Origin of the sequence: Elstera litoralis, from assembly GCF_000963705.1 — a bacterium.
Lineage (GTDB): Bacteria > Pseudomonadota > Alphaproteobacteria > Elsterales > Elsteraceae > Elstera > Elstera litoralis.
In genome coordinates this window covers 1-870 of sequence record NZ_LAJY01000838.1, presented here as the reverse complement: position 1 = coordinate 870, position 870 = coordinate 1, and the positions used below count along the sequence as shown (strand labels likewise).

Here is an 870-nt window from a genome sequence, read left to right as displayed (position 1 = left end):
ACCCGGTGTCCGGCGAGCATATGCTGTTTGAAACGCCGCTGCCGCCCGATTTGGCTGCCCTGGAGGCTTTTTTAGAACAAGCCTAATTTTGCGCTTGAAACAGTGTTAAGTTGCGATATGCTCGAATGATCCGAGGGGGAAACCCGACATTATCTCGCCTTTTTTGGGGGATAGCGTCACCGCACCGCAGAATTGGGTGCCGAACTCGGACCAGGAGCCTGCCCAGGGGGAAGTCCCCCGACGAACGAACGCCATAGGAGGGTTCATCATGGCCGCGAGCTTGCCGATTATTGGAAGCGATGGAAATCTATCCCGGTATCTTTCGGAAATCCGAAAGTTCCCGATGCTGACGGTTGAGGATGAGTTTTCCCTCGCCAAAAAATTCAAAGACGAAGGCGATATTGAAGCCGCGCATAAGATGGTCACGAGCCATCTGCGCCTTGTCGCCAAAATCGCTATGGGCTATCGGGGCTACGGTTTGCCGGTCTCCGAGCTGATTTCCGAAGGTAATGTCGGCATGATGCAGGCGGTTAAACGCTTTGATGCCGATAAGGGCTTCCGCCTGGCCACCTATGCTATGTGGTGGATCCGCGCCGCCATTCAAGAATATATCCTGCATAGCTGGAGCCTCGTGAAAATGGGCACCACGGCGGCGCAGAAAAAGCTGTTCTTCAATCTGCGGCGGCTGAAGGGCCAAATGCGCGCGATTGACGATGGCGATATGACGCCGGAGCAGGTGGCCAAGATCGCAACCGACCTCGCTGTCAGCGAAGACGATGTGGTGCAGATGAACCCGCCGCCTCGGCGCGCCGGATCACAGCTTGAACGCCCCCCCTTGCGCATCGATGGCGACGGCGAATGGCAAGATTG

At 56.4% G+C, this 870-nt stretch carries 1 pseudogene; it reads left to right on the top strand.

The features are described from left to right. Positions 1 to 268 precede the first annotated feature (268 nt). A pseudogene (locus VZ95_RS20110) lies at positions 269 to 870 on the top strand (RNA polymerase factor sigma-32); the annotation flags it as partial.